General features: G+C 73.1%; 3 protein-coding genes and 1 pseudogene. 2 read left to right on the top strand and 2 right to left on the bottom strand.

What is annotated here, in order from left to right; all coding sequences use genetic code 11:
- Positions 1 to 281, top strand: a pseudogene (locus tag UK23_RS32395) (GTP-binding protein); the annotation flags it as partial.
- A gap of 14 nt (positions 282 to 295) precedes the next feature.
- Here UK23_RS32395 and UK23_RS32390 read toward each other — a convergent pair.
- Together UK23_RS32390 and UK23_RS32385 are read right to left on the bottom strand one after the other, a co-directional pair.
- The gene (locus UK23_RS32390) at positions 296 to 1477 is read right to left on the bottom strand and encodes a cytochrome P450 (protein WP_045315505.1); all 1182 of its coding nucleotides are present in this window, start codon (positions 1475 to 1477) and stop codon (positions 296 to 298) included.
- The gene (locus tag UK23_RS32385; RefSeq protein ID WP_045315504.1) at positions 1474 to 4416 is read right to left on the bottom strand and encodes an AMP-binding protein; all 2943 of its coding nucleotides are present in this window, start codon (positions 4414 to 4416) and stop codon (positions 1474 to 1476) included. Before UK23_RS32385 ends, UK23_RS32390 begins: the two co-directional genes overlap by 4 nt.
- Positions 4417 to 4498: 82 nt before the next feature.
- Between UK23_RS32385 and UK23_RS32380 the strand changes: the two genes are divergently transcribed.
- Positions 4499 to 7384, top strand: a complete 2886-nt coding sequence (locus UK23_RS32380) for a type I polyketide synthase (RefSeq protein ID WP_045315503.1) — start codon at positions 4499 to 4501, stop codon at positions 7382 to 7384.
- The last annotated feature ends 85 nt before the right edge of the window (positions 7385 to 7469 follow it).

The following is a 7469-nucleotide window of genomic DNA, read 5'->3' as shown; positions in this document are numbered from 1 at the left end:
CGTTCAGCGCGGTGCTGCAGCTGCTGTCGCGGCGGCGCGGACTGCCGAAGGTGCCGGCGCAGCGCGGCGCGGTCTGCGTGGTGGAGGGCGACATCCCGGCGGCACAGGTGCACGCCCTCGGTCAGCAGCTGCCAGGCCTCACCCGCGGCGAGGGCGTGCTGGAGTCGGAGTTCGACCACTACGCGCCCATCACCGCGGGACCGGTGCCGCAGCGGACGAGGACCGACCACAACCCGCTCAACCGCAAGGAGTACCTGAAGCACGTGGTGCGCCGGACGTGACGCACCCGGTGGGCTCAGCGGGCGATGAGGCGCACCGGCAGCGTTTCCGGGCCGCCGACCGCGACCGAGTGCAGCCGCCGCACCTGTCCGGCGAGGCTCATCCCGCTGGTCAGCGCGAGCAGTTCGGAGAGCACCGCGGTCAGCTGGGTGCGGGCGAGCGTGCTGCCGACGCAGAAGTGCTCGCCGCCGCCGAACGCCAGGTGCCGGTTCGGCGTGCGGCTCACGTCGAACCGGTCCGGCTCGGCGAACACCGTCTCGTCGCGGTTGGCGGAAGGCACCCACAGCACCACCCGGTCGCCGGCGGCGATCGTCCTGCCACCGATCTCGACAGGCCTGGTCGCGGTTCGCATGCTGTGCGTCGCGCTGGAAGTCCACCGCAGCACCTCCTCGACAGCGGTCGGCAGCAACGTGTCGTCGGCGCGCAGCCGCTCCCACTGCTCCGGGTTCTCCAGGAACGCCTGCACCCCTCCCGCGAGGGCGAGCCTGCCGTTCTCCGTGGCGCCGACCAGGTTCTCGCAGTTGAGCAGGATCTCCTCCTCGGAGATCAGCTCGTCGTCGATGGTGCCGCCGACGAGCGCGCTCACCAGGTCGTCCGCCGGCTCGTCCATCCGCAGGTACATCAGGTCGATGAAGTACCGCATCAGCTCCTGGTGCGCGGCGAGCGAGACGTGCGCCTCGAACGCCTCGTTCGTCCAGCGGAACACCGTCTCGTGGTCTTCCTCCGGCACCCCCATCATGTGCCCGATGACGTAGATGGAGAGCCGTCCGGCGACGTCGTGCACGAACTCGCACTCGCCCCGGTCGAGCGCACGGACGAGCAGGGCCCGCACGGAACGACGAATCGGCTCCGCCAGTGCGCGCACCGCGCGTGCGGTGAACCAGTCGGCGACGATCGCCCGCAGCTGTTTGTGCCGGGGCGGGTCGGTGAGCGCGAGTGTCATGCCACCGCCCGGATCGGTGCCGAACACGCTGGGGCGCAACAGGACCCCGTGCCGTGAGCTGAACACGGCCGGGTCGCGGTAGGCGGCGCGGACGTCCTCGTAGCGGGTCAGCGACCAGAACGCGGGCAGGTCGGCCGCCTCGTGGTGGTGCACCGGCGAATGCTGCCGCATCCAGCGCCACAACGCGTGCGGGTCCCCGCTCGCGTGCAGACCGGGGTCGACGATGCTCTCCGGTGTGGTGACGGGCGCGGTCATGACCGGACTCCTGACGGGATGGTGCGCAGCCGCTCCGCGTAGCGCTTGGCGAGGTCGTGCGCCGTGGTGTCGGCGACCGCACGGCGTTGGTGGTGAACGGTCAGCAGCAGGGAACCGTCCGCGGCCGGCCACAGCTCGGCGTGCAGCTCGAGCGGCAGGCCGAGGTAGGGCTGGCGGACGAACGTGGTGCGTGCGCCGTCCAGCCGTAGTTCCGGGACTCTGTTGTCCTGCAAGGCGAACAACGTCTGGAACACCGGCGGCCGTGCGGTGCGGCCCGCTCCCGTGATGCGCACGACCTCGGTGAACGGCACGTCCTGAGCCCGCAGCGCCCTGGTGATCACTTCGCCGACCTCGCGCGGGTCGTGCCACACGCCGTCGCGCATCCGGAGGCTGAGCATCGTGAGGTGGCAGCCGATGACGTCGGCCAGTCCCGCACCGTCGCGCTGGGCCACCGGCACCCCCACCGCGAAGTCGTCCTGCCCGGTGACCTCCGCGAGGGTGGCCGCCCATTCCCCCAGCAGCACGGTGAACCGGGTGACACCGGCCTTGGCAGCCTGCTCGTCCACGGCGGCGACCACGGTGCGCGACAACGGGATCGCCGTTTCGCCGATGCTGTCCGGCTCGCCGCCGGACAGTCCGTCGGGCCACGTCAGCGCGGGCACGCCGGTGAGATCGGCGCGGAGGTTCTCGTGATGTGCCACGGGATCCGCGCTGGCGAGCCGGGTCAGGCCCGCGCGGTGCACCTCGCTCATGGCCGGCGCCGGTGGCAGCGGCAGACCCCGGTACGCGGTGGCGAGGTCGTCCGCCAGCACCGCCTCCGACCAGCCGTCGAACGCGATGTGGTGCACCAGGCAACCGAACACGACGGCATCACCGGCGGGCACCAGGGCCGTACGCCACACCTCGCCTTCCGCGAGGCACAGCTCGTCGCTGAACATCGCCCGCAGCGTGCGGATCGCCGACTCCGTCGACTCCTCCGGTGGCAGGTCCTCCAGCTCCGGAGGGCCGAGGTCGTCCAGTCGCGCGACCGGGCGCGGGTCGGCGACGTAGGCAGCGCGCAACGCCTCGTGCCGCTCGTGCACAGCGGCCACGGCGCCGGCCAGCGCGGCGCGGTCGAGGCCGCCCTCCACGACCCACGTCAACAGACAGTGCGAGGTCAGGTCGTCCGGAGTGGTGAGGTGTTTGGTCAGGTACACCAGCTGCATCGGCGTGAGAGGAACCTCCGAGGCCTCCGCGGGCCCCTCGGCTGCCGGTGGCGGCGAGTGCAGCCACTCGGCGAGGGCGGCAGCGGTCGGGTGCTGGTAGAGGCGGGACACCGGAACCGGCCTGCCCAGCCGTGCGGCCAGGCGCGCGCAGACCCGGCCCGCCGCCAGGGAGTCGCCGCCCAGCTCGGTGAAGGTCGCGGCGGGGTCGACGGTCCTCGTCCCGAGCACCTCCGCCATCGCGGCCAGAACAGCGGCGAGCACCGGCTCGTCCGGAGTGGACGGTCCTGGTCCGTCCGCTGTGGACGGACCAGGAGGAACCAGTGCCAGCAAGGCCTTCTCGTCCAGCTTCCCCGTGCCGGTGACCGGGAACTCGGCGACGCTCACCACCGCCGCGGGGCACAGGTGCGACGCGAGCACCTCTGTCAGCACGTCGCGCGCCCCGGTCAGCCGGTCGCCGTCCCGGACCGGCACGCAGAAGGCCACCAGCGCGGTCGCGGCGCCGGTGTCGTCGCGGCGCGCGAGCACGTGACACGAACGCACGGGCAGCAGGGCGAGGACGCCGGCCTCGACCTCCGCCGGTTCGATCCGGTGCCCCCTGATCTTCACCTGCCGGTCCGCCCTGCCGCGGAAGTGCAGCAGCCCGTCCGCGTCGAGCACGCCGAGGTCGCCGGTCCGGTAGACGCGTTCCCCCGTGCCGGCCGAGGTCGGGAACTTCTCCTCCGTCAACTCGGGCCTGCCCAGGTAACCGATGGCGAGACCGTCCCCGGCCACGCAGATCTCGCCCTCCTCTCCCGGCGACGCCAGCACGGTGACGCGGGTGCCGGGCACAGCGGTGCCCAGCGGGATGCCACCCGGACGAGCGCAGTCGACCGGTGTGATGCGGTGGGTGGTGGCGAACACGACGCTCTCGACCGGGCCGTAACCGTTGAGCAGCAGGACGTCCGGGTGCCGTGCGAGGAACCGCGCGACGTGCGCGGTGGAGAGGCGTTCGCCGCCGATCATCAGCTGGGTGAGACCGGCGAACGCGTCCAGGTCCTCGTCGACGATCATGTTGAAGAGACTGCTGGTGAGCCACGCGGTGTTCACCCCGTGCGCGGAGATCCCCGCGCGCAGCGCGCCGGCGGACAGGTACGGCTCGTCGACGATCACGGACGTGCCGCCGTTGAGCAGGACCGACCACAGTTCCAGGGAGAAGGCGTCCCACGGCACCGGCGCCGCGAGTGGCATCGTCGTCTCGGACGTGAACCGGGCGAAGCTGTCCCGCCCGAACAACCGGGCGGTCGCGCGATGAGTGGTGACGACGCCTTTCGGACTGCCCGTGGTGCCCGAAGTGAAGAACACCGAACACGCGTCGGTGCCGCGGACCCGCGCCGGACGGTAGCCCGGCGCGGCAGGTGCGGCGACGTGCGCCTCGTCCAGCACCAGCGGGGCCCCGAGCTGACCGATCACCTCGCGGCGCCGCGCCGGCGGCCACCCCGGGTCGAGTGCCGCGTACGCCGCGCCGGTCTTCAGCACCGCGAGCAGCGCGGTCACCAGTTCCGGGCTCCTCGGCAGCACGACCGGCACCAGGTCGCCCGGCGCGACCCCAGCGGTGACCAGGCCGGCCGCGAGCGCGTCGGCCGCACGGTCGAGTTCGGCGTAGGTGGTGGTGCCACGTGGTCCGGTCAGCGCCGGCGCGCCCGGACGCGAGCGTGCGATGGCGGCGACCGTCTGGTGCAGGCCCTCGTGGCGCATGCGCTCGATCCTCTCCTCTGCTTTGCCATATGTTGCCAGTTCATTGCCTAATCTGGCAACCTAGTGGCCAGGAGGTCGAGAGATGACACGTGACCGCGCGTTCGACATCGCTGTGACCGGGATGTCCGGCCGGTTTCCCGGCGCGGCGACCGTTGCCGAGCTGTGGTCGGCGGTGACCGCCGGGCAGGTGCTGACCACGAGGCTCGGCCGGGAGGACCTCGCCGGTGTCCCGGCGGATCTGCTGGACGACCCCGACTACGTGCCCGCCCGCGGGTGGCTCGCCGACGCGGACAGGTTCGACCACGAGCTGTTCCGGTTCAGCGGGCGGGACGCGGAGCTGATGGACCCCCAGCACCGGCTGATGCTCGAAGTGGCGTGGACGGCGCTGGAGGACGCGGGGCAGGGGCCGTTGCGCGACGGGCCGGTCACCGGCGTCTACGCCTCCGACAGCGGCAGCGGCTACCTGCGCGCGATGCTCGCGTCAGGGCCGCTCGACCCGCAGACCCTCGACCACGCGATCCACGGCACCGAGCCCGACTTCATCGCGAGCCTCATCTCCTACAAGCTCGACCTCACCGGACCGGCGATCGGGGTGCGCACGGCGTGCTCGTCGTCGCTGGTCGGGCTGCACCTCGCGGTGCAGGCGCTGCTCAACGGCGACTGCGACCAGGCGCTGGTCGTGGCCGCGGGCATCGACTTCCCGCAGGCCGGCCACCTGCACATCCCCGGCGGCATCCAGTCCGCGTCCGGTGCCTGCCGCCCGTTCGACGCCGGCGCGGACGGGGTCCTCGCCGGGTCCGGCGTCGCGTGCGTGGTGCTGCGCAGGCTTGCCGACGCGCTGGCCGGCGGCGTGGAACCGCACGGTGTCGTGCTCGCCACCGCGATCAACAACGACGGCGCCGCCAAGGCCGGCTACTACGCGCCGTCGATCAGCGGTCAGGAGGCGGTGATCCGCGCTGCCGTTGCGGCCGCGGACGTCGACGCCTCCTCCATCGGCTACCTGGAGACGCACGGAACGGGCACCAAGGTCGGCGATCCGATCGAGTGGTCGGCCGCATCGGACGCCTACCGCGCACTCGGCGCCGCACCTGGTCAGATCGCGATCGGCGCGTTGAAGGCGAACACCGGCCACCTCGACGCCGCAGCCGGGCTCGGCGCGTTGATCAAGGCGCTGCTGGTGGTCCGCGAGGGCGTGGTACCGCCGGTCGCCGGCTTCACCAGCCTCAACCCCCTGCTGGAGACCGACGGCTCGCCGCTGTTCGTGCCGGCGGGCGAGGAACCGTGGACGGGACCGGAACCGCGGCGTGCGGCGATCAGCTCGTTCGGCATCGGCGGCACGAACGCGCACGTCCTCGTCGAACAGCCACCTCGGCCGCACGTCCTGAGGTCAGTGCCGCGCGCACACGGCAGCGTTCTGCTGTTGTCGGCGGGCGACGCGGCCGCGCTGGACCGCGCCTCCGCCCGGCTGGGCGACCATGTCGTCGCGGAGGCTCCGGACCTCGCCGACGTGGCGTTCACGCTCGCCGAAGGCCGCGCTGTGCTGCCGCACCGGCTGGCCGTCCACGCCCGCACACCGACGGAGCTCGCGACCCGGCTGGCTTCCGGAGACGTGGCACGCGGCCACGCGGCAGGCCCGGCGAGCGCGGTCTTCCTCTTCCCCGGGCAGGGTTCCCAGCATCCGGGGATGGCACTGCCGTTCGCCGCCGCGCTCCCCGGCTTCACCGACGCGCTCGAGGACACGCTCGCCGCTTTCGCCCCGCCGATCGCGGCGAGGATCGCACGCGCGCTGACCGAGGAGACCTTCCCCGCGGCCACCCTGGCCTCGACCGAACTCGCCCAGCCCGCGCTGTTCGCGCTGGAGTTCGCCGTCACCACCGCACTGGCCGAACTGGGTGTCACCCCGGTCGCGCTGGCGGGGCACAGCCTGGGCGAGATCACCGCGGCGACCGTCTCCGGAGTGCTCGACCTCCCCGCGGCCGCCCGCCTCGTGACGGCACGCGGCCGCGCGATGCAGGCCTGCCCGCCCGGCGCGATGGTCGCACTGGACTGTGCGGAGGCCACCGCGCTCGAACTCATCGCCAGCTGGGGTCACCGGCTGGAGGTGGCTGCCGTGAACGCCCCGCACGCGTGTGTGCTCGCCGGGTCGCTCGCCGAGGTCGACGCCTTCACGACGTGGCTCGACGGCCGCGTGCGGGCGAAGGTCCTCCGCACCAGCCACGCGTTCCACAGCGAGCTGATCGCCCCCGCGCTGCCCGCTCTCGAAGCGGAACTGGCCGCGGCGGTGCTGCGTCCGCCCGCTCTCCCGTTCGCCCTCGGCACCACCGGCGCGCTCGCCGAGCCGGGCGCGGCGGTGGATCCCGGCGAGTTCGTCCGGCAGGCGCGGCAACCCGTGCGGTTCGGTGCCGCGCTGGCAGCGGTGACCGCGCGGTTCCCCTCCGCGACCCTCGTGGAGGTCGGCCCCGGCAGCACGCTGACCGCCGCTGCCGCCGCGGCGGACCTGACCGCGGTGCCGCTCTCCCCCGGCCGGGCCGCCCCGGCGGACGCCGTGCTCGCCGCTCTCGGCGAACTGTGGACGTGCGGCCTGCCGGTGGACACCTCCGCGCTGTGCGTGCCCGGCAGGCTGATCCACCTGCCCGGCTACCAGTTCCACGGCAGGCGCTGGCTCGCACCGGAAGCCGCCGCGGCACAGCCCGCCGTCGAGGCGGTGCGGCAGGCCGAGGCCGAACCGGCCACCACCGACCCGTCCGGCCTGCTGTCGTCGCTGTGGGCGGAGCTGCTCGGTCACCACGCGCCCGGCGCGGACGACGACTTCTTCGAGCTGGGCGGCGACTCGATGCTGATCACCCAGCTCGCCCGCAGGGTGCACCAGGAGCTCGGTGTCCGGGTGTCGCTGCGCGGCATGCTCGCCGCCCGCACCCTTGGCGGCCAGATCACCCACGTGCGGGACCTGCTCACGACCGCGGCCTGACACCACCACACCACCACTACCTGGGGGACTCGATGTCATTGCCCGAACGCGTAGACCACAGCACGCACGGGGTGCGAGGTGCGCC

Origin of the sequence: Lentzea aerocolonigenes, assembly GCF_000955955.1 — a bacterium.
GTDB classification, from domain to species: domain Bacteria; phylum Actinomycetota; class Actinomycetes; order Mycobacteriales; family Pseudonocardiaceae; genus Lentzea; species Lentzea aerocolonigenes_A.
Note: the sequence above shows the minus strand (reverse complement) of the source record. Positions and strands in the feature narration are given on the sequence as shown.